At 70.9% G+C, this 25,383-nt stretch carries 24 protein-coding genes and 2 pseudogenes; 10 read left to right on the forward strand and 16 right to left on the reverse strand.

Annotated features, from left to right (window positions below; genetic code table 11):
* Positions 1-186: 186 nt before the first annotated feature.
* The 4 genes from ACIQMR_RS14920 to ACIQMR_RS14935 all read right to left on the reverse strand — a co-directional run bounded on the left by ACIQMR_RS14920 (position 187) and on the right by ACIQMR_RS14935 (position 6,010).
* Positions 187-843 carry a MarR family winged helix-turn-helix transcriptional regulator gene (locus tag ACIQMR_RS14920; RefSeq protein WP_401386094.1) on the reverse strand — a complete coding sequence of 219 codons (657 nt, stop codon included), beginning with the start codon at positions 841-843 and terminating at the stop codon, positions 187-189.
* Positions 840-3,131, reverse strand: a complete 2,292-nt coding sequence (locus ACIQMR_RS14925; RefSeq protein WP_401386096.1) for an MFS transporter — start codon at positions 3,129-3,131, stop codon at positions 840-842. Before ACIQMR_RS14925 ends, ACIQMR_RS14920 begins: the two co-directional genes overlap by 4 nt.
* A 181-nt stretch (positions 3,132-3,312) precedes the next feature.
* Positions 3,313-4,830 carry an MFS transporter gene (locus tag ACIQMR_RS14930; RefSeq protein ID WP_401386099.1) on the reverse strand — a complete coding sequence of 506 codons (1,518 nt, stop codon included), beginning with the start codon at positions 4,828-4,830 and terminating at the stop codon, positions 3,313-3,315.
* A 208-nt stretch (positions 4,831-5,038) separates the two neighbouring features.
* Complete coding sequence (locus ACIQMR_RS14935) at positions 5,039-6,010, reverse strand: helix-turn-helix transcriptional regulator (RefSeq protein WP_401386102.1); 972 nt, start codon at positions 6,008-6,010, stop codon at positions 5,039-5,041.
* Positions 6,011-6,075: 65 nt separating this feature from the next.
* Between ACIQMR_RS14935 and ACIQMR_RS14940 the strand changes: the two genes are divergently transcribed.
* Positions 6,076-6,552 (forward strand): hypothetical protein, encoded by a 477-nt coding sequence (locus ACIQMR_RS14940; RefSeq protein WP_401386104.1) that lies wholly within the window; start codon positions 6,076-6,078, stop codon positions 6,550-6,552.
* A gap of 118 nt (positions 6,553-6,670) precedes the next feature.
* Here ACIQMR_RS14940 and ACIQMR_RS14945 read toward each other — a convergent pair.
* The 3 genes and pseudogenes from ACIQMR_RS14945 to ACIQMR_RS14955 all read right to left on the reverse strand — a co-directional run.
* Positions 6,671-7,326: pseudogene (locus ACIQMR_RS14945) on the reverse strand (aminoglycoside phosphotransferase family protein); the annotation flags it as partial.
* Positions 7,327-7,417: 91 nt separating this feature from the next.
* Entirely contained in the window at positions 7,418-7,768 is a 351-nt protein-coding gene (locus ACIQMR_RS14950) for a hypothetical protein (protein WP_401386107.1), read from the reverse strand.
* Between the two features lie 197 nt (positions 7,769-7,965).
* Complete coding sequence (locus tag ACIQMR_RS14955) at positions 7,966-8,397, reverse strand: hypothetical protein (RefSeq protein WP_401386110.1); 432 nt, start codon at positions 8,395-8,397, stop codon at positions 7,966-7,968.
* A 365-nt stretch (positions 8,398-8,762) separates the two neighbouring features.
* Between ACIQMR_RS14955 and ACIQMR_RS14960 the strand changes: the two genes are divergently transcribed.
* The 4 genes from ACIQMR_RS14960 to ACIQMR_RS14975 all read left to right on the forward strand — a co-directional run bounded on the left by ACIQMR_RS14960 (position 8,763) and on the right by ACIQMR_RS14975 (position 12,910).
* Complete coding sequence (locus ACIQMR_RS14960; RefSeq protein WP_401386113.1) at positions 8,763-9,149, forward strand: VOC family protein; 387 nt, start codon at positions 8,763-8,765, stop codon at positions 9,147-9,149.
* A gap of 327 nt (positions 9,150-9,476) precedes the next feature.
* Positions 9,477-10,628, forward strand: a complete 1,152-nt coding sequence (locus ACIQMR_RS14965; RefSeq protein ID WP_401386116.1) for a tetratricopeptide repeat protein — start codon at positions 9,477-9,479, stop codon at positions 10,626-10,628.
* Between the two features lie 59 nt (positions 10,629-10,687).
* Positions 10,688-11,734 carry a polyprenyl synthetase family protein gene (locus ACIQMR_RS14970; RefSeq protein ID WP_401386878.1) on the forward strand — a complete coding sequence of 349 codons (1,047 nt, stop codon included), beginning with the start codon at positions 10,688-10,690 and terminating at the stop codon, positions 11,732-11,734.
* Positions 11,735-12,157: 423 nt separating this feature from the next.
* Positions 12,158-12,910: an SDR family NAD(P)-dependent oxidoreductase gene (locus ACIQMR_RS14975; RefSeq protein ID WP_401386119.1), complete on the forward strand. Its 753-nt coding sequence runs from the start codon at positions 12,158-12,160 to the stop codon at positions 12,908-12,910.
* A 178-nt stretch (positions 12,911-13,088) separates the two neighbouring features.
* On the opposite strand, the gene ACIQMR_RS14980 is transcribed toward ACIQMR_RS14975, so the two are convergent.
* Positions 13,089-13,487, reverse strand: coding sequence for a nuclear transport factor 2 family protein (locus ACIQMR_RS14980; protein WP_401386122.1), 399 nt, complete (start codon positions 13,485-13,487; stop codon positions 13,089-13,091).
* A 290-nt stretch (positions 13,488-13,777) separates the two neighbouring features.
* Between ACIQMR_RS14980 and ACIQMR_RS14985 the strand changes: the two genes are divergently transcribed.
* Both ACIQMR_RS14985 and ACIQMR_RS14990 read left to right on the forward strand, forming a co-directional pair.
* Entirely contained in the window at positions 13,778-14,527 is a 750-nt protein-coding gene (locus tag ACIQMR_RS14985) for an SDR family NAD(P)-dependent oxidoreductase (RefSeq protein ID WP_401386125.1), read from the forward strand.
* A 427-nt stretch (positions 14,528-14,954) separates the two neighbouring features.
* Positions 14,955-16,070 carry an MFS transporter gene (locus tag ACIQMR_RS14990; RefSeq protein ID WP_401386128.1) on the forward strand — a complete coding sequence of 372 codons (1,116 nt, stop codon included), beginning with the start codon at positions 14,955-14,957 and terminating at the stop codon, positions 16,068-16,070.
* 133 nt (positions 16,071-16,203) lie between these two features.
* Here ACIQMR_RS14990 and ACIQMR_RS14995 read toward each other — a convergent pair whose 3' ends face one another.
* Positions 16,204-16,806, reverse strand: coding sequence for a TetR/AcrR family transcriptional regulator (locus ACIQMR_RS14995; RefSeq protein WP_401386131.1), 603 nt, complete (start codon positions 16,804-16,806; stop codon positions 16,204-16,206).
* A 175-nt stretch (positions 16,807-16,981) separates the two neighbouring features.
* Positions 16,982-17,569 (reverse strand): TetR/AcrR family transcriptional regulator, encoded by a 588-nt coding sequence (locus ACIQMR_RS15000; RefSeq protein ID WP_401386134.1) that lies wholly within the window; start codon positions 17,567-17,569, stop codon positions 16,982-16,984.
* 212 nt (positions 17,570-17,781) lie between these two features.
* Here ACIQMR_RS15000 and ACIQMR_RS15005 point away from each other — a divergent pair, with 212 nt between their 5' ends.
* The gene (locus ACIQMR_RS15005) at positions 17,782-18,261 is read left to right on the forward strand and encodes an Rrf2 family transcriptional regulator (protein WP_401386137.1); all 480 of its coding nucleotides are present in this window, start codon (positions 17,782-17,784) and stop codon (positions 18,259-18,261) included.
* Between the two features lie 277 nt (positions 18,262-18,538).
* On the opposite strand, the gene ACIQMR_RS15010 is transcribed toward ACIQMR_RS15005, so the two are convergent.
* Positions 18,539-18,742: a hypothetical protein gene (locus tag ACIQMR_RS15010; protein WP_401386140.1), complete on the reverse strand. Its 204-nt coding sequence runs from the start codon at positions 18,740-18,742 to the stop codon at positions 18,539-18,541.
* A gap of 391 nt (positions 18,743-19,133) precedes the next feature.
* Between ACIQMR_RS15010 and ACIQMR_RS15015 the strand changes: the two are divergent.
* Together ACIQMR_RS15015 and ACIQMR_RS15020 are read left to right on the forward strand one after the other, a co-directional pair.
* Positions 19,134-19,385, forward strand: a pseudogene (locus tag ACIQMR_RS15015) (aminoglycoside phosphotransferase); the annotation flags it as partial.
* A gap of 148 nt (positions 19,386-19,533) precedes the next feature.
* Positions 19,534-20,523 carry an enoyl-CoA hydratase/isomerase family protein gene (locus tag ACIQMR_RS15020; RefSeq protein ID WP_401386143.1) on the forward strand — a complete coding sequence of 330 codons (990 nt, stop codon included), beginning with the start codon at positions 19,534-19,536 and terminating at the stop codon, positions 20,521-20,523.
* Positions 20,524-20,591: 68 nt separating this feature from the next.
* On the opposite strand, the gene ACIQMR_RS15025 is transcribed toward ACIQMR_RS15020, so the two are convergent.
* The 5 genes from ACIQMR_RS15025 to ACIQMR_RS15045 all read right to left on the reverse strand — a co-directional run bounded on the left by ACIQMR_RS15025 (position 20,592) and on the right by ACIQMR_RS15045 (position 25,216).
* Positions 20,592-20,834: a DUF6480 family protein gene (locus ACIQMR_RS15025; protein ID WP_401386145.1), complete on the reverse strand. Its 243-nt coding sequence runs from the start codon at positions 20,832-20,834 to the stop codon at positions 20,592-20,594.
* A gap of 165 nt (positions 20,835-20,999) precedes the next feature.
* Positions 21,000-21,203, reverse strand: a complete 204-nt coding sequence (locus ACIQMR_RS15030) for a hypothetical protein (RefSeq protein WP_401386148.1) — start codon at positions 21,201-21,203, stop codon at positions 21,000-21,002.
* Positions 21,204-21,395: 192 nt separating this feature from the next.
* The gene (locus tag ACIQMR_RS15035; protein ID WP_401386151.1) at positions 21,396-21,584 is read right to left on the reverse strand and encodes a DUF6381 family protein; all 189 of its coding nucleotides are present in this window, start codon (positions 21,582-21,584) and stop codon (positions 21,396-21,398) included.
* A 444-nt stretch (positions 21,585-22,028) separates the two neighbouring features.
* A complete protein-coding gene (locus ACIQMR_RS15040) occupies positions 22,029-24,485 on the reverse strand; it encodes an FtsX-like permease family protein (protein ID WP_401386154.1) in 2,457 nt (818 codons plus the stop codon).
* On the reverse strand, positions 24,479-25,216 hold the full coding sequence (locus tag ACIQMR_RS15045) for an ABC transporter ATP-binding protein (protein WP_401386157.1): 738 nt from the start codon (positions 25,214-25,216) through the stop codon (positions 24,479-24,481). The genes ACIQMR_RS15040 and ACIQMR_RS15045 overlap by 7 nt, the downstream gene beginning before the upstream one ends.
* Positions 25,217-25,383: the final 167 nt, after the last annotated feature.

Below are 25,383 nucleotides of genomic sequence, written 5' to 3' on the forward strand. Positions count from 1 at the left end.
CGAGCGTTTCGCTCCCCCACCCTGGCAGTAGGCCGTCGTCCCGTCGGCGTCTCTCCGAGTTCCCCGGCCTGCTTGCGGCCGGCTCGGGGCAGGGCGCCGGGGTCGCCGGCCGGTCTGGCGTTACCTGCCTCGTACGTTCTGCGGCGCGCCACCGTCGGCGGGGTGTCATGCCGTGCCGACGGGGTGTCATGCCGTGGTGGAAGCGCCTCCGTGCGGTTTCCCGGGCAGCGGATCAGCAGGGTCGGCAGGGCTTGTCACTCCCCTGTGCGGTGCTGCGGTCGATCGGTTCCCGACGGTCGTGGCGCGTTCATGGGGCTGCGGTTCGCCGGGGGTCAACTGCCCGGCTAGCGTGTCCAGTTGGGGCAGTACGGCGGCGAGCGCGGCGAGCTGGTCCTCGGGAAGTGCGGCGAGCCGGGTGGCCAGTGCCTGCGTGCTTTCGCGGCGGACGCTGTCCAGGACGGCTGTGCCGGCCGGGGTGAGTTCGAGGAGACAAGCGCGCTGGTCGTGCGGGTCGGGACGGCGGCTCACGAGGTCGGCGGCCACGAGGATGTCGACCAGTCGGGAGGCGCTCGGCATGGTGATGCTCATGCCGCGGGCCAGGTCACCGATCCGTAGAGGACCGTGAGCGGAGAGAACTCCCAGGGCGGTCAGCCGACTTGGGGTCAGGTCGTGCCGTTCTGCCGGTGCGCGTAGCCCATGGGCCAGACGCAGGACGGCCGTCCGCAGCCGGGTCGCGACCTCGTCATGGTCCGAGGGCGGCGCTGACGGTCCGGCCGCCGCCGCACCGCGACCCTGTGCTCCTCCCTCGTGGGCGCCCGCTGGAGCGTGCCGATGCGCGTTCATGACCGCGTGTCGTCCACTGTGAGGTGCAAGGTGGCGCCCGGTCGGCCGTGCGGGTCCGGCGGGTCTTCCGCTCTGATTGCCGTGACGTGGTCGTCGGGCAGGCCGGGCAGCAGGAACCGGCCGTCGTGGCCGGTGGTGGCGTGCGCCAGCACCATGCCGTACGAATCGACGGCTCGTAGCACCGCTCCGGGCAACGGGCTGTCCGGGCCCGGCCCGCACACCACGCCGGTGATCTGCCCGTTCGCCCAGGAGGTTGCGTTCGCAGCGGCGGGTGGCCACGCGGGGCGGCTGTCGCCGCTGGTCGTCATCACGTACGCGGCAGGCCGGTAGCCCTGTGCCGTGACGATCAGCGTGAACGCATGGGAGGTTGCGTCCCCGGCGGCGCGGGGTCTGTCGTCGCGCGGCCTGGCCGCTACTTCCGGTGCCACGCAGCCACGCATCGATCCCGGTGTCGGTTCCGTCGATGCCGTCGATGCCGTCGATGCCGTCGATGCCGTCGATGCCGTCGATGCCGTCGATGCCGGGATCGGCGGTGTGGGGGCGGTATCCGTGCCGCCGACGGGGATGGGCTGGTCGGTGTGCACATATTTGCCGCCGCGCAGCCAGGAGGCCACGGCGGCCACGAGACAGGCGACGATGGCGAACGCGAACGCGGTGGTGAGGCCTTTCGCGAACGGTCCGGAGATCAAGGCGGGGAAGAAGCCACGGCCGGTCAGATAGGCGGCGTGGCCGGCGGGCAGGTGCGACAGTACGTGGGGGCCGAGCAGCGTCTCGACCGGGTTGTACCCCAACAGCGAGGCGAACAGCACCGATACGGGCGGCAGCACCGCCAGCCGGTCGGCGTCGGCGGCGGGCACGCCCTGCGCTGCCAGGCCGCTGGACAGGGTGTGCGGCAGTGCGCCGGCCAGGCCGAGGATCATCAGGCTGAAGAACACCCCGATGGACAGCACCATCGCCGAGTTCTGGAACGTGGTGCTCATACCGCCGCCGACCCCGCGCTGGTCCGCGGGCAGGCTGTTCATGATCCCGGCCCGGTTCGGTGAGGCGAACAGTCCCATCCCGATCCCGTTGAGCAGCAGGATCGCGGCGAAGGCCCCGTAGTGGAAGTCGACCGGCAGGAGTGCGAGCAGTACGAAGCTGCCTGCCGCGACGACCATGCCGCCAGTGGCGAACGGCCGTGCCCCGAAGCGGTCGGAGAGCCGGCCCGAGACCGGCCCGGCGATCAGGAACCCGACGGTCAGCGGCAGCATGTAGATGCCCGCCCACAGTGGGGTCTGGGTGAAGCTGTATCCGTGCCGGGGCAGCCAGATGCCCTGCAGCCAGATGATCAGGATGAACATCAATCCGCCCCGGCCCATCCCGGACAGCAGGCTCGCGAGGTTCCCGGCGGTGAACGCACGGATGCGGAACAGGCTTATCCGGAACATCGGCTCGGGGACCCTGGTCTCCACGATCCCGAAGACGACCAGGACGACCGCGCCACCGATCAGGGCGGCCAGTACCCACGGGTCGGTCCAGCCCATGGTGTGCCCGTCGTACGGCTGAATACCGTAGGTGATGCCCGCCAGCACGGCGATCAGCCCGACGGCGAAAGTCAGGTTGCCCCACCAGTCCAGCCGGGCGGGCCGCCGGACGCCGGTGTCGTGGAGCTTCCGGTACGCCCAGAAGGTGCCGAACACCCCGAACGGCACCGACACCAAGAACACCATGTGCCATTCGACGGGCGCGAGCAGCCCTCCCAGCACCAGTCCCATGAACGAGCCGGCGATGCCCGCGACCTGGTTCAGACCCAACGCCAGGCCGCGCTCCTCAGCCGGGAACGCATCGGTGATGATCGCGTTGGAGTTGCCCATCAGCATCGCGCCGCCCACACCCTGGCCCACCCGCATCAGGATCAGCCACAGCGCCGCCACCGTGCCGCGCATCCACGTCACCGACAACAGCACCGAGAACACGCTGAAGACAAGGAATCCCGCGTTGTACATGCGGACCCGGCCGAACATGTCGCCCATCCGGCCGAAGGTGACCACGAGCACCGCCGTGACCACCAGATACCCCATGATCAACCACAGCAGCAGACTCGTGTTGCCCGGCTGCAGAGGATCGATCCGGATGCCGCGGAAGATGTCGGGCAGCGCGATGAGCATGATCGACGCGTTGATCGTGGCCATCAGAACACCCAGCGTGGTGTTGGACAGCACGATCCATTTGTCATGCGGGCGGGACGTGTCAGCGGCGGCTCGGGCCCGCTTCCGCGCCGCGCGGGACACCGCAGACTTCGCAGTCATGGGGCACCTCCGCGAGGAGGGCTGAACCACTCGGCTGAACGAGTGGCCGACTTAGTTGCTTATCCCAAACTAACTCTCCGGCGCCGCCTCCCCAACCTCGCGGGTCCCGACTTCGCGGCTCCCGACTTCTTGGCGGCCTCGAACGGTGCACGCCCGGCCATGGCCGGGCTGGGGGCAGATCTCAGCCGTGGGCCGCGTGGGTGTGGCTGTGCGCGGCCTCCGGCGGACAGGGCGCGATCGCGACGGCAGAACGGGCGTCACGGCGCCAGTCCATCGCGGCAATGGCGAGCGACGCCGCGATGGCGATCAATGCGACCGCGATGGCTGCCGCCACCGCTGCCCGGAAGTCGTGGCCGGTGGAGTTCAGGACCAGGTAATAGACGCCAGGCAATGCCGCCGTGCCCACGGCCCCTCCCAGCCGTTGTCCGGTCTGCAGAACGCCACCTGCCGCTCCGGCCATGTGCACGGGGACGCATCGCAGCGTCACCGTCACGTTGGGTGAGATGACGAAGCCACTGCCGATCCCTCCCACCAGGAGGGCCGGCGCAGCCGCCCATGCCGCGATGTGAGTGGGGGCGAAGCGCAGCAGCAACGCTGCCGCGCCGAGTCCGGCGATCACCGCGATCAGCCCGCACACCGTCAGCACCCGCCCCAGGCGCTCCACGAGACGTCCCGCCACGACAGCCGCTCCCGCCGACCCGACCGCGAACGGGGTGACCGCCAGGCCCGACTGCAGGGGCGTGAAGCCCAGGCCGACCTGGAAGAACAACGCGAACACCAGCCATACGCCGCTGAAGCCGATGAAGTACAACGTGGCCACCGCCGCGCCGGTGGCGTACCCACGGGTCCGGGTGAAGAGGGACGGGTCGAGCAAGGGCTCCGCCCCTCGGCCCACGACACGGCGCTCCCAGCCCGCGAACCCGGCCAGTACGACCGCCCCGACCGGGAACAGCCACCACAGGCGAGCGATGCCGCCGGAGGCCGCCTGCACCAGCGGGAACATGACCGACAGCATTCCTGCGCCCAGCAGCAGCACGCCGGGCACGTCGAGGTGTCCCCTGCGGCCGGGGCGCACGCGCGGCAGCAGACGGCGGCCGAGGAGCACGGCGGCCACCCCGATGGGCAGGTTGACGTAGAAGATCCAGCGCCATCCCTGCGGCCCGGTGGCCAGGGCCAGGATCAGACCACCGGTGATGGGGCCGACCGCGCTCGAGATGCCGACGGTGGCGCCGAAGAACCCGAACGCGCGGCCGCGCTCCGCCCCGGTGAACAGCTGCTGGATCAGCGCGGAGTTCTGGGGTGCCAGGCAGCCCGCCGCCAGCCCCTGGGCGAGGCGGGCCACCGCGAGGAGCATGACGGTCGGAGCCGCCCCTGCCGCGGCGCTGCACACCACGAAGCCGCTGAGCGCGAGGAGGAAGACACGGCGCCGCCCGATCGCGTCGCCGAGCCGCCCGGCCAGCACGAGTGCCAGCGCGAATGTCAGGGCGTATCCGGAGACCACCCACTGCACCTCGGCCGGCGAGGCGTGCAGGTCACGCTGCATCGACGGCAGGGCGACAGCCACGATGGTCACGTCCAGCAGGATCATGAAGCCTGCCACGAGAGTGACCCACAGAGCCTGCCACCTACGAGGGTCCGCCTCTCCCGAGCGTGCGTCCGTGGCCGGCGTGCGTCCGCCCGGCCGCGAGGACGAAGTCACGAGTGGCTCCTTTCGGCGATACGTACTCAGTGTGAGCGAGCGCCATCTGCCTCACATCGCATCACCATGGGCATCTAGCGCCTCATGGCCCTCGCCGGTCCCTGGAAGGCTCGGTCAAAGGTCCGGGCGACCGCGTTCGGGACGGGCTGCCCCGGCGTGGTCATTCCCTTCACAGGTCGAGCGCCGCCGGCGCCACCGTCTGTCGCCTTCAGCCGTAGAGCGCCGCCAGGGCCATCGTCGTTGCCGCGATCCGCTCCCGCAGCTCAGGCGGGCTCACCACCTCCACCTGCGCGCCCAGGCGCAGCAGCTCGCCCTCCGCGTGCGTGAGGCTCTCGATCGGTATGAGGGCGCGGCGCCACCCACCGGGGTTCTCCTCCTCCCCCGCCTCGACGGCGTCGATCACCGCCGGCACCCCGATCTCCCGCAGCCGCTCGGCGCCTGCCGGGGAGATCCGGATCTCCGCGTGCCCCTGCCAGAGCGATTCCTGCAACCGCGCCGTGTGCGCCCGCCAGTACGACGCCAGGTCGAAGTCCGCGGGCGGCACGAACTCCTCGCCGAGCGGCCGCAACTCCAGGATCTGGCTGATGCGGTACGTGCGGGGGGCGTCGGTGCCGACTTGCGCCACCACGTACCAGCGGCCTGCCTTGAGCACGATCCCGTACGGTTCGAGCCGCCGTTCCACGATCTCCGGGGCGTACCAGCGCCGGTAGCGGACGTGGACCGCCTGGCGCTGCCAGACCGCCGCCGCGACGGCGGGCAGATGCGGGGCGTCGTCCGCCTCTCGGTACCACGCGGGCGTGTCGAGGTGGAACCGCTCGCGGATGCGTCTCGCGTGCCGTCGGATCTCGGCGGGCAGGGCGGCCTCCAGCTTGAGTTCGGCCGCGGTCAACACCGAGCCGAGCCCCAAATCGGCCGCGGGTCCGGGCAGCCCGGCCAGGAACAGCGCCTCGGCCTCGCCGGCCGTGAGCCCGGTCAAACGGGTGCGGTAGCCGTCGACGAGCGCGAAACCGCCGTCGTGGCCCGGCTCCCCGTAGACCGGGACGCCGGCCGCGGCCAGCGATTCCACGTCCCGGTAGACCGTACGCACGGACACCTCGAGCTCCGCCGCAAGTCCGGCGGCGGTCATCCGTCCGCGGTTCTGCAGCAGGAGAAGAAGGGAGACGAGTCGGGCGGCGCGCATGCCGAGGGAATCTACCCAGGTCCACTGACAACTGGTGTCAGTGGACCTGTCCTAGCCTCCGGCACATGGACAACAGCACCGGCTTCGGCTTCTTCACCGGCACGTACGACGTCATCAACCGTTGGCGCAAGGACTTCCTCGACCCGGCCGACGGCGATGGCCGCTGGGAGGAGTTCCCGGGCCTCACCCGCGCCTCCGCCCACTTCGACGGGCGGGCCAGCTTCGACGAGATCGAGTTCCCGACGAAGGGCTTCGCCGGACTGACGCTGCGGTTGTACGACCCCGTCGCCGACGCATGGTCCCTGTACTGGGCGAGCAACCGCACCGGCACGCTCTTCCCACCCGTGACCGGCCGTTTCGAGCCGGACGGGACAGGCGTCTTCCACGGCGACGACGAGCACCTCGGCCGCAAGGTGAAGGTCCGCTTCGTCTGGTCGGAGATGACGGAGACCAGCGCCCACTGGGAGCAGGCCTTCTCCGTGGACGAGGGGCGCACCTGGCTCACCAACTGGCACATGCACCTCACTCGTCGGGTGACCTGACCCGGCGTCATGCATCTGGCGGGTGGCTGGTGGCGCGTGGCGGGTCAATCGAGCACGTCACGCGTCCGCGAACCGGATGCGTGAACGGGTTTGGTGGACCGGGGAACTGACGGACGATGGGGTCATGAGCACCTTCCGGGTCCAGGGCCAGCCATGGCTCACGGTCGGCGCGCAGGATGTTCCTGGCATGGAGGTCCCCGTGAATGAGGGTGTCCGGCTGGGCGCGGCCCAGCTCATGGGCAGTCGCCACGGCGGCGTCCACCACTTGATGCGGCAGCGTGTAGGGCAGTACCTCAGCGTCCTCACGCAGGTCGACCACCCAGGCGTCTGCCCGCTCCCGCAGCCGGGGCAGGCCGGGTGGCGCGGGGATGGCCAGCCGGCGACTGATCCGCCCCGCGACAGTGACCACCTGATCACCGTCTTCGACCTCCGCCAGGGTCGCCGCCCGGACCCGCTCCAGCAGCATCGCGAAGCGCTCGTCGTCCCGCTCGTACAGCAGGACAGCTCCGCGCCCACCCCACGCGGCGAACGCGTCCGGCTCATGGACGTTGCCGGGGTGAGGAAACGACACCTTCAGCACAGCGGTCCCCCTGCCCGCCGTCGCACGGGGACGATGACCCCGACACCGCCATGAATGACGTCGCCGTCCGGCACGCACCCCCAACGCCCGAGCAGCTCGTCCACGATCCCAGGCAGCTCGGCGAGCCACCCCGCTCCGGGCTCGCCCTCACGCTCGACAGTGCTCCGCGCGAACGCCTCTGGTACCTTACGCACCGGCGCGACGCCTCCGCCTTGCCCGAGCAGGAGCTACGGGCAGCCCGCAGACGGTGGGACCGGCTGCGGCATGGCGCGCTGCGCCGCTCGCCTACTCCATGAACTCCGGTCGCTCGTACGGCGTCCACCAGTTGGTCAGTCCCCACACCCCGAGCGTGACCGCCGCGACCGCCGCCACCGCCGCGAGCCAGGGGCGCCGCAACCACCGTACGGTGAGTGCCCAGACGCCGAGCGGGACCAGCGCACCGCCGAGGGCGACGAGCGGGAGATCGATGTAGAGGACGCTCAGGTCCCGGTGCTCACCCTCGAAGCCGCCCTGAATGCTGGACCGCGCCAAGGGCGCCCACGTGAGCGCCGCGGTCACGGCGCCCGCGAGCGCCAGGCAGCAGCCCGCGCATCCGATGGTGTCCTGGCCCGGCCCGCCCTTGATCTCATCGCTCATGCCCAAGGGGGACGCCTCGCCTCAACCCCCGGTTCCACGGCCGCACCGACCCCGCTCGCACAGCCACAGCGCGGCGCTCGCGGACTGGGCACGGAAGGGGCGTGACGTAGTGCTCGGCCGGTCGTTGAACCACATGGTCAAGCGAAGTACACAGACCCCGGGCCGCCATCGCCCGGGGTCTCGTGCTGTCTCCGGCCTCAGGTGCCGCTCGCTGTGGAGACCGCGCCGCCTCGCTTGCGGACTACGGCCCCCCTTACGTTCCATGCTCCGACGAGCAGGCAGACCAGACCGGTGGCTCCCGGGTAGAGCCAGACGCCGGCCTCGTTGTCAACGGCCACGGTCGCCGACGGCCCGTCGACCGTGACGGGCACCGGTCCGGCCGGCTTCGCGTCGAAGGTGGTCTCGACGTCCAGCCGCTCGATCCGGAAGGAGCGGTCGTCGGCCTCGAAGGATCCCGCGCACAGCACACCGTCGTCGCCGTGCTTCGACTCCGAGACCTCGCACCGCTCGGCGCGGAACTGCCCGGGCACTCCCGTGATCCGGGTCTCCAGTCGCAACAGACCGGCACCGAGCAGAAAGACTCCGGCGCCCAGAGCCACCACCGTGGTCAGCACCCGTCTCACACCCATTGCAGCCATTCTCATCCCCCCATGTTCCCCACATTGCGATCAACGAACGGCGCAGCATAGCGCCCCCTGCCGACGCGCCTGCGGGCGCCCCGACCTCGAAGGACAGGCACCGACGGCAGAGTGGCCCTACTCCTCCCCCGCACCGGTCGGTGGACGACAAGTCGCCTGCGCGCCCTGAGAGTTGTTTCTGAACCTCGAATCTCGAACCTCGAACCTCGAACCTCGCGACAGCGCGTCTCCGGGTCCTGAGCCAACGCGCAGGTTTCGCACTGACCGCGCCATGCGAACGGGAGCCCTCGCCGTCGAACACTGCGATTAGTGTGTGGCCTTTGCCTCACACGCAGACGTGACCGGGAGGTCCTGACATGAGCAGCAAGTTCACCGAGCTTGCGATCGACTGCGCCGATCCCATCCGTCTCGCCCGGTTCTGGTGCTCGGTCCTTGACTACGAGGTGCAGGACGAGGACGACGGAATTGTCTCCATCGGCCCCCCTGTGGGGTCTGAAGACAAGGACCGCCTCGGCCCGGTGCCACCGACGTTGACCTTCGCGCGCGTGCCCGAGGGCAAGACCGTCAAGAACAGGCTCCACCTCGACGTCAACCCGACCGACAGGGAGCAGGACGAAGAGGTCCGTCGCCTGCTCGACCTGGGGGCTCGCCGCGCCGACGTCGGCCAGGGAGACGAGAGCTGGGTCGTCCTTGCCGACCCGGAGGGGAACGAGTTCTGCGTCCTCGCGGCTCGCCGCCCCTGATCGGAGGCCGCACACCGGCCACCACGGCGCCCGCGTCGCGAACCTCCCCGAGACCGGCGCGGCGACCTCGGGCTCGTACCTCCGCGGCTCCCCCGTCCCGGCCAAGCGAACCGGCCGGAGCGGGCGGACCGGGCGCGGACCGGGCGGACCGGCACACACGTCGGCCCGGAACCCTGGCCGCCGTACGCCTCGTTGACGACTCTCGCGCGGTGGCCGTAGCACTCGAGGATGACCCGCCACCCGTACGGAGACGGATATCACCGCTCATACGGAACCTCCGCGTCCCGTCGGCATCTTGATCACCAAGTCGACCGGAGGAGAGTTTTGATGGCTAGTCAGGTGAGCGAGGCGAAGCGGGCGAAGGCTTCCGCGCCGGAGTACCAGGGGGCTCTCGGCTCGCTGTCGGTGAATGCCTCCCTGCCGGAGGTGCTCGCCCGGGGTGTCGAGGAGCTGCGGGCGGCCGAACAGGCCGGTGACCGCCGGGAGATGGCGCGCTGCGGGCTGGCCGTGGCGGAGGCGTACCGGAGGCTGGGGCGGATCGAGGAGGCCGACCGGGCGTGGAAGGCGAGTTACCGGGCGGCGCGGTCCGACGGTCACGAGGGCGCGATGGCGTGGGCCCTGTGGAGCGGGGGGACGCTGGCCCGGCAGCGGGGGGCGTTCGCTCTGGCCTACCGCTTGCTGGGGCTGGCGGCCGAGATGGGTGAGCGGGGAGGTGACGTCGTCGTCCGGGGCTACTCGCTGGCGGGGCTCGCCGAGACGGGGCGGATACAGGGCGACTACGAGGCCGTGGGGAGGCTGCACGAGCAGCTGCTGGCCGAGGCCCGCCGGCGTGGTGAGGCGCGGCACACGGTGTGGGCGCTGGAGGGCATCGCGCAGATGCACCGCAACACCGGTGCCTATGACGAGGCGCTGGCACTGTTCGAGGAGGCGGCCGAGACCGCGCTGCGCGCCGATGACCGGCGCGGGTGGGCCTGGGCGCTGCGGGGCATCGCGGATGTGGTGTCCGTACGCGACGGGCAGGTGGAGCGTGCTCTGTCGCTGCTGTCGCAGGCCGAGGAGGCCTGCCGGGAGATGCGGTTGTCGAGCGCGCTCGCCTACAACCACAAGATGCGGGGCAACGTGCTGTACCGGGCGGGTCGGTACGCGGAGGCCCGGGAGCTGTATGCGCGGGCCCTGGAGGAGTTCCGCGACATGGAGGAGCCGCGAGGGACGGCGCTGTCGCGGCTCGGGCTGGTCAAGGCTCGTGCCCGGCTGGGCCGGGAGGCGGCTCGCAGCGCGGCCGAGCTGGCGGAGCTGCGCTCGATCCTGGACGGCATCGGGCTGCGGCACGCCCGGGAGATGGTGGACAAGGCCGCGTCCGAGCTGGGTGTGGGGCCGCTGCCGGACGGGGGCGGGGACGTGCCGGGAGGCGGGGGGCCGGTGCTGCCGGCGAGCGGGGCGGAGGCGCTGCGGGCGGCCCGTGTGGAGGGGCTGCGGTGAATTCCTCTCTGTCGTGGGTGTGCTCCCCCGTCCGGTCGGCGGACGCCGGTACGGCGGGTGTGCCGTACGGTCACGGCGTCGCGGTGGGCGGTGTGCTGAAGCGCTCTCGTGAACTCGTGCGCCCGGCCCTGGTCGAGGCGGTGGGGCGGCTGCATCCCTGGACCGGTGAGATGGCCGCGTACGCGCTGGGCTGGAGCGACGCGAGCGGGACACCGGGCCCGGGCGGCTCCGAGGGCAAGGGTGTGCGGCAGGCGCTCGCCGTGCTGGGGGCGGAGGCGGTGGGCGCGGACGGCGGCGTGGCCGTCGCTGGAGCGGTGGCGGTGGAACTGGTGCACACCTTCTCCCTGATGCACGACGACATCATGGACGGTGACGGTCTGCGGCGGCAGCGCCCGGCGGTGTGGAAGGCGTACGGGACGGGTCCGGCCGTCCTTGCCGGGGACGCGATCCACGCCCTCGCCGTGCAGTGTCTGGCCGAGGCACCAGGGCCGTTCACGGGCGACGCGGTCCTGCGGTTGTGCGTGACGCTGAACGCGCTCGTGTCGGGGCAGGCGGAGGATCTGCGGTTCGAGCGGCATCCGTGGAGCGGGCTTGGCTCGGTGGGGCCGGATCAGTACCGGTCGATGGCGGAACACAAGACCGGGGCCCTGCTGGGCTGCGCGGTCGCGCTCGGTGCGACGCTGGGCGGTGCGCCTTCCGCAACGGTTGCGGTGTTGGAACGGGCGGGGCGGCAACTGGGCGTGGCCTTCCAGGTGGTGGACGACCTGCTGGGCATCTGGGGTGATCCGGCGGTGACCGGCAAGCCCGTTCACGGCGACCTGCGGCTGCGCAAGAAGACCTACCCGGTGCTCGCGGCGCTCGCCGGGACCGGGGCCGCTGCACGGGAACTGGCGATACTGCTGGACTCGCCCGAGCCGTTCGACAGCGCGACGGCCACGCATGCCGCCGCGCTGGTGGAGGAGGCGGGTGGGCGGGCCGCGACCCGTGAGGAGGCGCGTCGGCATCTGGACGCCGCACGCCACGGTCTGCGGGAGGTGTCGCTCGCGCCGGGTGCGGCCTCTGATCTGGACGCGTTGTTCGCCTACCTGCTCGACCGAAGTTGGTGAACCAGTCCTGCCGGCCGAGCGTCGGGGTGCGTACTGCGGGCGGATGACCGGGGGCGGCCGGGTCATCTTCACGCGCCCGGTGCTCCGGGCCGCACGCAGCCGGACGGCCGGCGGCCGCGCGGCGATCCGATCGGTCTCGAACCGGTCTGCCTACGCGTGGTGCCGGACCTGATACGCGGGCGTCCTGCGAGGCGTCGGGGAACGGCCGACGGGGCGGCCACCGTCGCCGGCGGGGTGGTTCGTACTGGGCACCGGGCTCGGGTACGGCGATCCGGTCGCCAGGGCGGCTGCCGCCGTCCCAGGCCTGTCGGAGGAAGCCCTTTCCGCGGCAAGCAGGCGGACCGGCTGCCCACGGGCGCCGGCGGCCATGCGTCCTCGTCTTGGCCGCCGGATAATTGTCGTGGGCCGAACGCGGAGGCGGGCATGGGACAGCTTGACGGAAAGACAGCGGTGGTCACGGGCGCCACCAGCGGGATCGGGCGGGCCTCCGCAGTACGTCTCGCGGCCGAGGGGGCCCATGTGTTCGTCACAGGCCGCCGGGAGGCGGAGCTGGACGACGTGGTGGCGGAGATCGGCGAGGCGCACACGACAGGGGTGCGCGGCGATGTCGCCGTGCTCGCCGACCTTGACCGGTTGTTCGACGCGGTGAGAGAGCGGAAGCGCCGCGTCGACGTTCTGTTCGCCAATGCCGGAGGGGGCGGGTTCGCGCGCCTGGAGGACGTCACCGAGGAGCACTTCGACGGCACGTTCGGGGCGAACGTGAAGGGCCTGCTCTTCACGGTGCAGAAGGCACTGCCTCTGCTCAACGACGGTGCTTCGGTCATTCTGACGGGTTCGACGGCAGGCAGCGGCGGTGGCGAGGCATTCGGCGTCTACAGCGCCTCCAAGGCCGCTGTGCGCTCCCTTACGCGGACCTGGGCCAATGAGCTCAAGAGTCGCGGGATCCGCGTGAACACCGTGAGTCCGGGGCCGATCGACACCCCTGGCCTGACCGGTCTTGCCCCGGACGAGGAGCAGGCGCGGGGCCTCAAGGATTCGCTCGTCGCCGGTGTGCCGCTCGGCCGGATGGGGCGACCGGAGGAGGTCGCGGACGCGGTCCTCTTCCTCGCGTCCGACCAGAGTTCCTTCATCACCGGGGTCGAACTCTTCGTCGACGGCGGCCAGATGCAGGTGTGACCGGACCGGCCGCGCGGCGTACCAGGCCCTCATGCCTGGTCCAAGGTTCCAGGTCCCGGAACCCCGGACCACACCGAGAGGTGCCGAGTCCGAGGGCATCGCGCGCGGACCGGACTCCGCCGGGCGGCGGAGGGCGGTTTCCAGCCCGCGCGTCCATGTGGCCGTGGCCGTACGCCTGTCAGCCCTTGAACGCCTGCTGCGCCAGCAGGGTGTCCTCGAAGAGATGCATCCTCACGATCTTGTCTCCGTCGACCCGGAGATGCATGGCCACCGGCATGGTGAACGTGCGGCCCGTGCTCCTCACCCGGCGGAAGAACGAGCCGAGCACGACCGCGTCCGGGCCGTCGAACACCACCTGCTCGACATCGTCGACGTTGTCCTCGACGACGATGTGTGCCCACAGGTCCCGCAGGTACTGGACCACCTCGGTGCCCTTGGTGCGGCGGCCCGTCCACGGCAGTTCGTCCGAGCCGGGCACGTACCAGTCGATGTCGTCGGCGAAGACCGTGGCGACCCGCTCCGGGTCTCCGCTGGCCAGATGCTCGAAGAACCGGCCGATGACTTCCTGAGTGCTCACAACATTGCCTTTCGTGCAGCGCGGGCGCGGGCTAGAAGGACCGCGCCATGGCCATTCTGGACCACATGGTCCACAATAGGCATTCAGGACCGCACGGTCAAAAAACTCTCCCCACACCCTTGACGCACCGACGCGCCCGACCTATGTTTTTTATCGACCACTACAAAACACTCACCCCCGCCCCGCCGCGACGACGGACCGGGCGAGGCACTACACAGGGCTTCAATGTAACAAGGATAGTTACAACCACGCCCGGGGTGGCTCACTACCGCGATTCGGAGTAACAGATCATGGGACAGCTTGACGGCAAGACCGCCATCGTCACGGGCGGCACCAGCGGAATCGGACTGGCCGCGGCCCGGCGTTTCGCCGCCGAGGGCGCGCATGTGTTCATCACCGGCCGCCGCAAAGACGTGCTCGACACCGCCGTGACCTCCATCGGACCCCAGGCGACGGGAGTTCACGGCGACGTCTCGGACCTCGCCGACCTCGACCGGCTCTACGAGGCCGTCTCCCAGCAGAGCCGCCGCATCGACGTACTCTTCGCCAACGCCGGCGGCGGCGGTTTCTCGACCCTGGAGCAGGTCACCGAATCACACTTCGACGACACCTTCGGCAACAACGTCAAGGGCATGCTCTTCACGGTCCAGAAGGCACTGCCCCTCATGAACGACGGTGCTTCCGTCATCCTCACCGGCTCCACCGCCGGCTCGGTCGGCAACGAAGCGTTCGGGGTGTACGGCGCCTCCAAGGCCGCGGTGCGATCCTTCGCCCGCACATGGGCCAACGAACTCAGAGGCCGTGCCATCCGGGTCAACACCATCAGCCCCGGCCCCATCGAGACGCCCGGACTCGAAGGCCTCGCCCCCGATCAGGAGCAGGCCGCCCAGCTGAAGGGCTTCCTCGCGGGCCAGGTGCCGCTCGCCCGCATGGGCCGCCCTGAGGAGATCGCGTCCGCGGCGCTGTTCCTCGCCTCGGACCAGAGCACGTTCATCACGGGGATCGAGCTCTTCGTCGACGGCGGCATCAACCAGATCTGACGCGGATCCGACACCGATCCGACCGTCGGCGCGAGCTCTCCGCGCCTGGGGACAGCACGGACGGGGCAGGGCCGGCAGCGCTCAGGCCGTCGGCCCTGCCTCGCCCGGCCCCCGAACGGTCCCCCGAACGCGCTGGACCGGCCGAACGCGCCGGACCGGCGAACCGCGTCCGCGCCCACCGCGACGCCGGAGCCGCCGACGTCTCGCCGCACGTCCCGGGTCCGACACCCGTGCCACTCGACGCCGGCACCCCCCTCAGACGACCGCAGAAAGGAACGAGATGGAATCCACCGTTGCCGCCACCGAGTCACCCGCCACCGAGTCACCCGCCACCGAGTCACCCGCCACCGAGTCACCCGCACGACGCTCCGGGAGGGCGCCGAAGGGAGCGCCGCCGCCCGGTCGGCCGAGGGGAGGATGGCCCGCGGTGGCCTCGGTCGCGCTCGTGTCGTTCGTACTCGTTCTTTCCGAGTTCCTGCCGATCGGACTGCTCCCGCACATCGGCGGCAGCCTCGATGCGTCCATCGGCACGACCGGGCTGCTGATCGTCGTACCCGGCCTGGTCGCCGCCGTCACGGCGCCGCTCATGACGATCGCGTCCGGACGCCTGGACCGCCGCTGGGTCCTGATCTCCCTGGCCGGACTCACAGGGGCGTCCAACGCGCTGGTCGCGGCAGCACCGGACCTCACCGTCATGGTGACGGCACGCGTCCTGCTCGGAATCGGGGTCGGCGGATTCTGGGCCCTCGGCGCAGGCGTCGCCGCGCGACTCGTACCCGCCCGATCCGTCCACCGCGCCTCGTCCCTGATCACCGCGGGCATCTCCGCGGGTACGGTCATCAGCCTCCCGCTCGGTGCGCTCATCGGCCAACTCGCCGGATGGCGGGCCGCATTCCTCGTCGCGACCGTCGCGGCTCTGCTCGCCCTGACCGCACTGGTGGTACTGCTCCCGTCGCTGCCCCCGAACGGCAGCGTGCGCCTGTCGGCCGTGACCGGCGCGTTCCGGCAGGGTCTCGTCCGGCGCGTCCTGCTCGCCACCGCGCTGGTCTTCTTCGGCCACTTCGCCGCCTACGCGTACATCACGCCGTACCTGGAGGACCGCGCACACTTCGGTTCCTCCGGCGTCACCGCACTGCTGCTGACGTACGGGATCGCGGGACTCGCCGGCAATTTCGCCGCGGGCGCCGTGATCGGCCGCCGCCTGCGCGGCGTGTACATCGCCGCCTCCGTGCTGCTGGCCGCCGCGGTGGCGCTGCTGATCCCGCTGGCCGGAATCGCGCCCGCCGTCGTCGCCCTCGTCGCTCTGTGGGGCGCGGCCTTCGGAGCGGTGCCCCTGGCCCTGCAGACGTGGACGCTTCGGGTCGCCGGGCAGTCCCCGGAAGGCGGCCTCGCCCTGCTGGTCACCGTCTCCCAGGTCGCCCTGGCGGCTGGATCCTTCATCGGCGGGAACGTCGTCGACGGCGCCGGAGCGGGCGTCGGGTTCGCCTTGGCCGCCGTCCTGGTCCTGCTCAGCGCGCTGACTCCGCGGCGCCTCCCGGGCTGAAGCACGCGACGAAGCACGCAACAAAGGGCGGCCGCGCCACGCAGAGCCGAGCCGAGCCGACCGGCATGACACATCGACGCGAAACACGCGGCTGCGCCGAGCGTTTCCTGGGGACGACGGCGAGAAGCGCCCATCAGTTGCCGGACGAGCCCGTCGGCCAAGTCCGCATCGCCACATCGACGACCCTGTCCAGTTGCTCCCGGCTCGCACCACCGGCGGCCTGAACTGCGATGCCCTGATAAACGGTGGCGAAATAGCGGGAGAGATCCGCGGATCCCACGCCATCCGGAAGCTCTCCGTCGATCCCGGCCTGCTCCAGGCGCAGACGCAGTGCGGCCTCGCCGGCCGTGCGACGCCGGGTGAGTTCGTCACGAGCCGCCTCCGCGCCGGAAGAGGAGGCGAGGCCGCCCTGGACGGTGAGGCAGCCGGGAGGGCAGTCGGGCCGGGTCGTGGCCTCGGCGGCGCCGCGGAGCAGGCGCTCGACCACCATGCGGGCGGTGGGCTGGGCAAGGGCTTCCCGGATGTAACCGGCGGGCCCCTCGGCGTAGCGGTCGAGGACCTTGGCGAACAGTTCCTGCTTGTTCCCGAACGCGCTGTACAGGCTCGGCGGGTTGATGCCCATGGCCTTGGCGAGATCCGCGACTCCGGTGCCCTCGTACCCGTGACGCCAGAACAGCTCCAGAGCGCGCTCCAACGCCTCGTCGACGTCAAAGGCGCGTGGCCGTCCTCCTGCCATGTCGGCCTCCACACCACCAGGTATTGTAATGGTCGCTATATTATCTGCCGGGCATCCGGTCGCCAAGCCCTACCGAGCCCGGGACCACCTCGCGGGGCCGACGCACCGAGAGTCGAGGCGCCGACGCGGGCGGGCGGCCGGGCGATGGGGCGGTGTGGTGCGGTGCGGCCGGCACTCAGGGGCGCGGAAGACCTGCCAGCGCAGTACGGCCGATCTGCAGCAGCGCCGAGGCGTCCATCCGGGTCTTCGCCAGGAACTCCATGCCCTGAAGAGTGGCCAGGAGCAGACGGCCGAGCTCTCGCGCGTCGGCATCGGGGGCGATGTCCCCGTCGCGCTGCGCCTCCTCGACGCAGTCGACCAAGAGGTCCTCCACCGCCTGATAGGTGGCGCGGGACCGCGAGATCACTTCGGGGTCCTGGCCGTGGAGTTCGGACGTACTGTTGACCAGGAGGCAACCCCGCCGACCGGCGTCGTCGCCGTACCCCCGGGCGACCCCTTCCAGCAGGCGAGTGAGCCGCTCCAGCGCCGGTCCGTCCCCGTCGAGGACCTCCCGGACCGCCCGGAGCTGCTCGACCCGGTACGCGTCCAGCGCACGGAGGAACAGCTGCCGCTTGTCACCGAACGCCCCGTACAGACTGCCCTTGCCGAGTCCGGTGGCGGTCATCAGGTCGTCGAGCGACGCGGCGGTGTAGCCCCGGTCCCAGAAGACCTCGCGGGCGGCCTGCAGGACATGCTGCTCATCAAAACTCCGAGGGCGCGCCATGGCGCCACGATACCCGATTTCTGGACCGTGTGGTCCACATCACACGCACATGCCGCCCGCTCGCGCGCTTCAACGCCGGCCACGATGCCGCAGACCCGGGAACCTCGTTACGCGTAACCGAATCGGTTACAATTAGAGGAATCGCTCCGGCGCGTCAGGACCTGGGCTTGAAGCCGCGCGGAGGCATGTGGCGCCAAGGAGGCGACCTGCGGATGAGCGCGAACAGCAAGCTGACCGTCGCGACCCACGTGCTCGTATGGATGGAGCTCAGTCGGCGGCTGGGTCGTGATCTCGTGACGTCCGAGCAGATCGCCGAGAGTGTGAACACCAATCCGGTCGTCATCCGGCGCTGCCTCGGCGAGCTGCGCAAAGCCGGCTTCGTCGATGCGAAGCGAGGCTCCGGGGCGGGCTGGTTCCTGCTCGTCGAACCGGATGCGGTGACACTGGAGGACGTGTTCCGTGCGGTCGACCCCGGCCCCGTGCTCGGTCTGCACCACACCCAGCCGAACCAGGAATGCCCGGTAGGGTCCGGCATCCGGCCCACACTGCAGCGCGTGTACGACGACCTCGAGGACACGATGCGGCGCCGGCTCGCCAGGACCACCCTCGCCGACGTACTCAAGGACATCCTGGCCCAGCAGGACGGTCGGGATCCGAGCGCTCTCGTGAACGCCGCCACCCACACCGATTGATACGGAGACCGCCCATGCTCACGGGCGTGACCGATGCCGGTCACGAAGCTCCTGCGGGGCGTCCCCGTGAGACAGCAGCGGGAGCAGGCTTGCGCGGCGGGTGTCAGGGTACGTGCTGCGGGCGGATGACCGCGTCGGCCCCGGTCACCTTCACCCGGCGCCCCGGCGCTCCGGCCCGCCACGCGTCCGATCGGCTGTTCCCGCGGCGATCCGGAGACGGTGAGCGGTCCAACGCGGGTCCGTTTCGCGGCTCGTAGAGTCATCGGCCTGGTCCCGGCTACGGTCGCTGGGGCGGTCGCGGCGGCGCCGAGCTGAGCGAGGGTTCCGCGCACGTCACCGCAACCGCCCGGCCGTGGCGGACCAGCACGGTGAAGGTGGCCGCGAGGAAGACGGCCTGCGTTGCCGTCCGGGGGCTGAGCTCGTTCCCCCAGGGCACGTCGCCGGCGGCGTACACATTGGCGGGGAACATCACAACCAGCATCGCGCTGAGCATGGCGGCCGAGCCCCGGGCGGTCCGCGACCAATCCGAGTGCGCAGTGCGGCGGCGGGCAACTCGGGTACGGCGGCCCTCACGGCCTGGGCGGCAGCCGGAAGAAAGATTTCCTGAACCACGCTGCGGAATCCCGGAGTTGAACGCCCGTTGAGCGCCGGGAGAGATGGCTTGAACTGGTCAGAACCACAGCTCAACTGGCCGTCGAACGGGTGGCGAGGCGCCCCGGGCCCTGGACAGGGTTGCGAGGCGCCCCGGCCGTGGACGGGCACGTCGGCCGGCCGGCATCACCACCTTCGACGCCGGGCTCCCGTGCGCGTGTTGTCGCGCGATCCATGCCGTACCCCGGTCACCTCCGACGCGTTCCAGGCCCGGCGGAGGAGGCCCTCCCGCTTGCGACCTCTCCGCCGCCTGGCTGCTGCTGCCGGACGGCGCCGCCGACCGCTTCCACGACGCCTGTCAGCCGCCCCGGACCGCGCGACCTGCGCCGCGCTCGTGGCTGGGCGGTGATCCGCGCCCTCACCGGCATCCTCGTCGGAGATGCCGGCGTCCACGGACGCCCCGGAGGCAACCCCCCAGGGGGCCGTCGGCACACACCGCACTCAGCCGCCTTGTCGCAACGCCCCGCCGCTGATCAGCCGAAGCCGCGTACGGGCGCACCACAGCTGAGCGACACGGAGCGTAATCATTCGTTCGCGCCGGCGCCAAGCCCCACACGGCAGCTGCCGCGCGCGGCAGCGACGCAATGCCGCCCGTGCCGGACTGTGGGGCTGTGTGGGTGGGTGTTCGAGGAGAGACTGGAAGGGCCACTCCCTGATCGTCTACAGCGGCTGGAAGGAAATCGCCGCGTCGGTCGCGCCGCCGCTCGAGGAGCACCAACTCTGACAACCGTGATCGCCCCATGCGGTGATTCACGCCGGGAGGAAGGGAACATGACCGCCTCGTACGAAACCATCAGCACCAGGCTGGACGGCAACGTCCTGTCCGCCACCTTCAACGCCCCGCCGATCAACCTCATCGGCCCCGAGGTCGTACGCGACCTGGTCGGCCTGATCGAGGAACTCTCCCGACCGGGGACCGCACGAGTGGTGGTGTTCGACAGCGCCGATCCCGACTTCTTCTTTCCGCACGTCGACCTGACCAAAGTGCCGGAATACACCGCGGAGGCCGCGAAGGCCGGAGGTCCGGGCGATGCCTCCCTGGGGATGCTGTTCCGCAGGTTCAGCGAGGTTCCGGCCGTCACCATCGCCAAGCTGCGCGGCCGCGCACGAGGGGCAGGCAGTGAGTTCCTCCTCGCCTGCGACATGCGCTTCGCCTCCCGTGAGAACGCTGTCCTGAGCCAGCCCGAAGTCGGCATCGGCACCCCGCCCGGTGCGGGAGCGATCCAGCACCTCACCCGCCTGCTGGGCCGAGGGCGCGCGCTCGAAGCCCTACTGACGTCGGCCGACTTCGACGCCGATCTAGCCGAACGCTACGGATGGATCAACCGCGCGGTGCCCGACGCCGAGTTGGACGAGTTCGTAGCGGGGATTGCCGCGCGCATGGGTGGCTTCCCCCGCGATGCGTTGATCGCGGCCAAGGCGTGCGTCAACGCCGTAAGCCTGCCAACTCCGGCCGCCGTACGCGCGGATGCCGCTCTGTTCCAGCAACTCGTGCGGAGCGAGGCAGCGCAGCAACGCACGGCAGAGCTGTTCGAGCGGGGCTTCCAGACTCGTGGCCGCACCGAACTCGACCTCGGTGACGCGCTGGGCGATCTGAAGGCCGTCGACTGACACAGAGCCGGCAGTGCGGCGGGGACGCCAAGGTCGGCATCCCCGCCATGCCGTGCCGTGCCGTGCTGTCAGAGGATCAGTACGAGCGCGTAGACCAGGAAGAACGCCGCGACCAGCAGGACAACCACCGAGATGGCCGCCAGCGGGCCTTTGGCCCAGCCTCGTACAGGGGGCTGGTACGGGCCGGCCCCGGAGGACGTGCTCGACTCGGCCGGCGGGGTCTCGCCGGGAGGCACCGACCTACTGCGGTCCAGGCCCGGCGTCCCTCGAGGGTCGGGGTCGGGATTGCTCTGGGGATGATTCTCAGTCATACCGTACAAATGCCCGATTTGCCTCGATCCAACGCCTACGCCGGCGTCGATCCCGGAGGGCTGCATCCCGCCTGCCCGTGCGCCACCCCTCACGGAATGTGTCGCTTCGCGCACAGTCCGTACGGCTCTGCCCGTCCATGGGCGGTCGCAGCGGAAGAACTCCGGTCACGGAGGCGACCCACCCCACGCGTCGGGGCCGCCGCCCTGCCACTCGATCAGTGCCGGATCGTCGACCGCGGTATCGGCTTCCGGCAGACCCGCGCGGCGTACAAACTCCAGCACGTCGAACAGGTGATACGCGGTGCCGACCTCTTCACCGTGAATCGTCACCCGTCGGCCGCCGCTGGGCGCCAGGGGATGAACGATCACGGGCGGATTCTCTGCCACAACCTCAGCTTCCGTCCGGAGCTGTCCCGATGCATCCGGACAGGCTCCACCCGAGGTGCCGGGAATCAAGCCTCCAGGCCGGCGACGCCGCTCAAGGAAGCGGCTTCGGTCCCGGCGGGCGGCTCCTCTCGCCTCCATCGCGAGGGAGCCGCCGGCCGGTCGACGCAGGGGCCTCTACTTCATCGGGTCCAGACCCGGCCCCGTCCCGCCTTCCTTCTTGATCTGCTCTTCCATCCGGCGGGCCTTCTCCTGCAGCTGCTGGCGCTCCTGCGGGTCGGTGGCTCGCTCCGCCGCGTCCTTCAACTCCTGCGCCTTGGCACGCATCTGTCGCGCACGGTCGCCACCTTCACCTGCAACGCTCATGATCACTCCTCGGATCGTTCGGAGAGCGGGCTTCATCAGCGAAGCAGCACGCCATCAGCCCGGCATCTCGAACGGTCACCCCGTGCTATCCCGGCAGATGAGCGCCTCACCCGTTCGGCCGGCAGAGTGCCGACCGAGCGCTGAACTTCCTTCAGCGCCCGGCGAGCGCGTAGGGCTTGTGCCGGCGCGGAGGAGCCGAGGCGTGGACGACTGGGTCAACGACTCCTGAACCCTCGTCCGAGACACAAGTCCGGTGCCCAGGGCGAATGACGACGGGTAGCGTCGCCCGCCATGACCTCCCTGGCTCAGGAGTCGCGCCCTCACCGCTCCCCACACGCCTCAGCATCCGCGATGCCTGTCGGCTGGACGCCGGCCGCCTGGTGGAAGCGCAGGCCCGGTTGCCCGGGCGCGGCATCATCCGGGCAGGCCGGCGCCGTTCAGAGGTCACTCGCGTACGCCCGCCAGCTCCACCGCCCCGCGGCGCAGGGACAGGCCGGCTGGAGCGACCGCCGAGATCACGGCGAGCACCGCGCAGGCGCCCATGGCCGCCGCGAGCGTCGCCCACGGGATCTCGATGGACGTCCACACCGAGAGCAGGCCCAGCGCGCTCCACATACCCACCAGGTTGAGCCCGGCGACCAGTGCTCCCAGCAGTCCGCCGACCATGACCACCATCAGCGCTTCGGTGCCCACCAGCCGCAGCACCTGCCACCCGGTGGCGCCGGCGAGCCGTAGCAGGGCCAGCTCGCGCACCCGGTCGGAGGTCGCCATGACCATGGTGTTGGCCAGGGAGATACCGGTGTAGAGGAGGGCGATCCCGAGGACCAGGAAGAAGCCCGTCCGGGTCGTCCGGTTGGCCTCGGGGTACGTGGCCCGCACCCAGGCGTCCCTGGTGAGGACCTCCCCGCCCGACTCCCGAACCGCCTGACGCAGACCGGCGGTCACGGTGGCCCTGTCGGCACCGTCCTCGAGGCGTACGTCGACCCGGTCGACGGGCGCTGCGGCGGCGTTGCGCGGGGTGAGGTAGACGCCGTTGTTGCCGGTGCCGATGGTCATGACCGCGGCGATCTTCAGGGACTTCCTCGTGCCGTCTCCGAGCCAGACGTCCACCCGCTCGCCCACGGAGTGCTTCTCCCACTCCTCGTTGACGATGATCGAGTCGTCGTCCAGGTCGCTCACCTTCCCTGCGGAGAGCGGGAGTTGCGCCGTCGCCGCGAGTGGTTCCGGCTCGACGGCCCTGGCATCGGACCTGATGAGCGCCACGCCGTCCTCCAGGACGTACACGGCGCTCGACGAGCTCGCGGAGACCTCGGCACCGGACACGGCCCGAAGCCGCTTCAGCGTCGCCTCGTCGAAGCCGGCGTCGCCCGCGGGACCGACCACGAGGTCGGCTGTCGTCCGCTCACGCACCTCGGTGGCCCTCGCCTCGCCGAGGGTGGCGGTGGCGCCCAGCAGCGAGCCCGCCAGCGCGACGGTGACCAGCACGGGCGCAGCGACGGCGGCGGTACGGCGCACCCCGGACGCGGCGTTCTCCCGTACCAGCATCCCGCCGGGACCGGGCAGTTGGGCCGGCAGCCAGGTGATCAGCCGGGCCAGCGGCACAACCAGCACCGGCGCGAGCAGCGCGACCGCGGTGATCAGCAGCATGGGCCGGCTCACATAGGTCTTGCGTTGCAGCAGGTCGCCCGGGTTCGTCATCAGGGCCAGGGCCGCCGTCACCACGGCGGTGAGCAGCAGGGCCGCGCCGAACAGCCATCGGCCCCATGTCATCGCCCGGGTGTCCGCGGACGCCTCGCGCAACGCCTCGGTGGGACCGGTGCGACCCGCCCGCCACGACGCGGCGAGCACGCCGCACAGGGCGACGAACAGGCCCGTCCAGAAAGCCAAGTGGTAGGGCCAGATGTCGTCGCCGATGGTGAACCAGCGGGGCGCGAGGCCCTCGTAGACCGCCCACTCGGCGAGCTTCGGAGCCCCGTAGGAACCGAGCACGCAGCCGGCGGCCGAGGCGAGCGCACCGACCACGAGCGCCTCGGAGACGACCATGCGGCGGATCTGGCCCGGGGTTGCCCCGGCGGTGCGCAGCAGTCCGAACTCGCGGCGCCGCTGGGCGACCGCGAACGCGAAGGTGGAGGCCACCACGAACACCGACACGAATCCGGTGACGCCGCCGGCCGTGCCGAACATGGCGTTCATCGCGGTGAGCGCCTCACTGTCGCGGTCGGGGTCGGCGTCGGCGTACCGGCGCGTCTCCCCGGTGAGGACCAGGACGCCCTCGCTGCCGCGCACCGCCTCGCGCACGGCCGTCACGTCGGCGTCGACCACGAGCTGGAGGGTGCGCGGCGACAGTTCGACGGCGCGGGCGTCGGTGTAGAACACGGCGTTCTCGAAGCCGAGTCCGGCCACGGTACCGACGACGCGCACGGTGCCGCCGTCGGTCCGCACCCGGCTGCCCGGACGGGCCCAGTCACCGCTGACGACGACCTCGTCCGCGACCTCGGGCGCGCGTCCCGCGTCGAGCGCGTACGGTGCGAAGGCCGCGGTGGACCAGGGGTGGCCCACCAGATCGGCGGGCCCGCCCTCGGCACGCACGGCGAACGACCGGTCCTCGATGACGGTTCCGAGGTCGCGCAGCTTCGCGAGCACCTCGCCGGGCACGGCACGCGGCTGCGCGAGCTTCTGGGCGCGGTCGCCGATCGAGGTGGGCACTTCGAGGGTGTCCTGGCCCTTGACGACCACCGGCGCGGCGGCGAACCGCTCCGGTCTCCGGTCGGGTGCGTCCAGCGAGGAGGCCAGGGCCAGCCCCATGACGGCGATCAGCGCCACGCCCAGGGAGAGGGCGACGAAGCTGCCGACGAAGGTGATCCAGCGGGTGCGCAGGGTGTGCAGCGTGGTGCTCAGCACGGCGCCGCCTCGAGCTTGGTCATGCGCGTCGCGATGTCCTCGGCAAAGGCGCCGATCAGCTCGCCGTTGACACGGCCGTCGACGAGGAAGACGACGCGGTCGGCGTAGGAGGCGGCGACGGGGTCGTGGGTGACCATGATGATCGTCTGACCGTCCCGGTCGACCATGCCTCGCAGCAGGGTCAGCACCTCTCGGCCGGTCTGCGAGTCGAGCGCGCCGGTCGGCTCGTCGCCGAACAGCACTTCGGGCCGGGTGATCAGGGCGCGGGCGAGAGCGACCCGTTGCTGCTGACCGCCGGACATCTCCGTGGGCCGGTGCCGCGCCCGGTCGTCGAGTCCCACCTGCCGGAGCGCCTCGCGCACCTGTGCCTTCTTCGGTCGGCGGCCGGCGAGCCGTAGCGGCAGGGCCACGTTCTGCTCGGCGGTCAGCGAGGGCAGCAGGTTGAACGCCTGGAACACGAAGCCGATGCGCTCGCGGCGCAGCAGGGTCAGCTTGGTCTCGCTCAGCGTGGTCAGCTCCGTGTCGCCCACGGTGATCGAGCCCGACGTGGGCCGGTCCAGGCCGGCGGCGCACTGCAGCAGGGTCGACTTGCCGGAACCGGACGGGCCCATCACGGCGGTGAACGTCCCTCTCGGGAAGGCGAGCGATACCTGTTCGAGGGCGGTGACGGATGTGCCGCCCGAGTCGTACCGCCGTGTCACGGAGCGCATTCGGATCGCGTCTTTGGTCATGTGTCCCCCCACCAGCACCTGCTCCTCGGCTCGTTGGCTCGTTGGCTCGTTGGTGCATCCACGAAACCGCAGAACCCCCGGGGGCCGCAGTACGGCCAGAACGAGACCTGAGGTAGGGCCAGGCCTACCCCCGATACGGACTCAGGACCGATGGCACCGACCGATGA

This window comes from Streptomyces sp. NPDC091376 (genome assembly GCF_044757085.1).
GTDB classification, from domain to species: domain Bacteria; phylum Actinomycetota; class Actinomycetes; order Streptomycetales; family Streptomycetaceae; genus Streptomyces; species Streptomyces pratisoli.